We start from the raw sequence: 505 nt of genomic DNA, 5'->3' as shown, positions 1-505 counted from the left end.
CGGATCGCGTCCTCGCCGATCTTCTTGTCAGAATCTTCAAGTGCGGCAAGCGCCGAACCCTTGACGATCGGAATGTCGTCGCCGGGGAACTCGTTCTTGGTCAGGAGCTCACGCACCTCGAGCTCGACCAGCTCGAGCAGCTCGGCGTCGTCGACCTGGTCGACCTTGTTCAAGAACACCACGATCGACGGCACGCCGACCTGGCGGGCAAGCAGGATGTGCTCGCGGGTCTGCGGCATCGGGCCGTCGGCGGCCGACACGACCAGGATCGCGCCGTCCATCTGCGCGGCACCGGTGATCATGTTCTTCACATAGTCGGCGTGGCCGGGGCAGTCGACATGGGCATAGTGGCGGGCAGCCGTCTCGTATTCGACGTGTGCCGTCGAAATGGTGATGCCGCGCGCCTTTTCTTCCGGCGCCGCATCGATCTGGTCGTAGCGCTTGTATTCGCCAAAATACTTGGTGATCGCCGCCGTCAGCGACGTCTTGCCGTGGTCGACGTGAC

The 505-nt window shown here is 63.4% G+C and carries 1 protein-coding gene; it reads right to left on the bottom strand.

Annotated elements, in window-relative coordinates; genetic code table 11:
• Positions 1-505: GTP-binding protein (locus NKH89_RS35725; protein WP_352912074.1), on the bottom strand; the 505-nt coding region annotated here is incomplete at both ends.

This window comes from Mesorhizobium sp. M0923, assembly GCF_040319365.1.
Taxonomy (GTDB): domain Bacteria; phylum Pseudomonadota; class Alphaproteobacteria; order Rhizobiales; family Rhizobiaceae; genus Mesorhizobium.
Note: the sequence above shows the minus strand (reverse complement) of the source record. Positions and strands in the feature narration are given on the sequence as shown.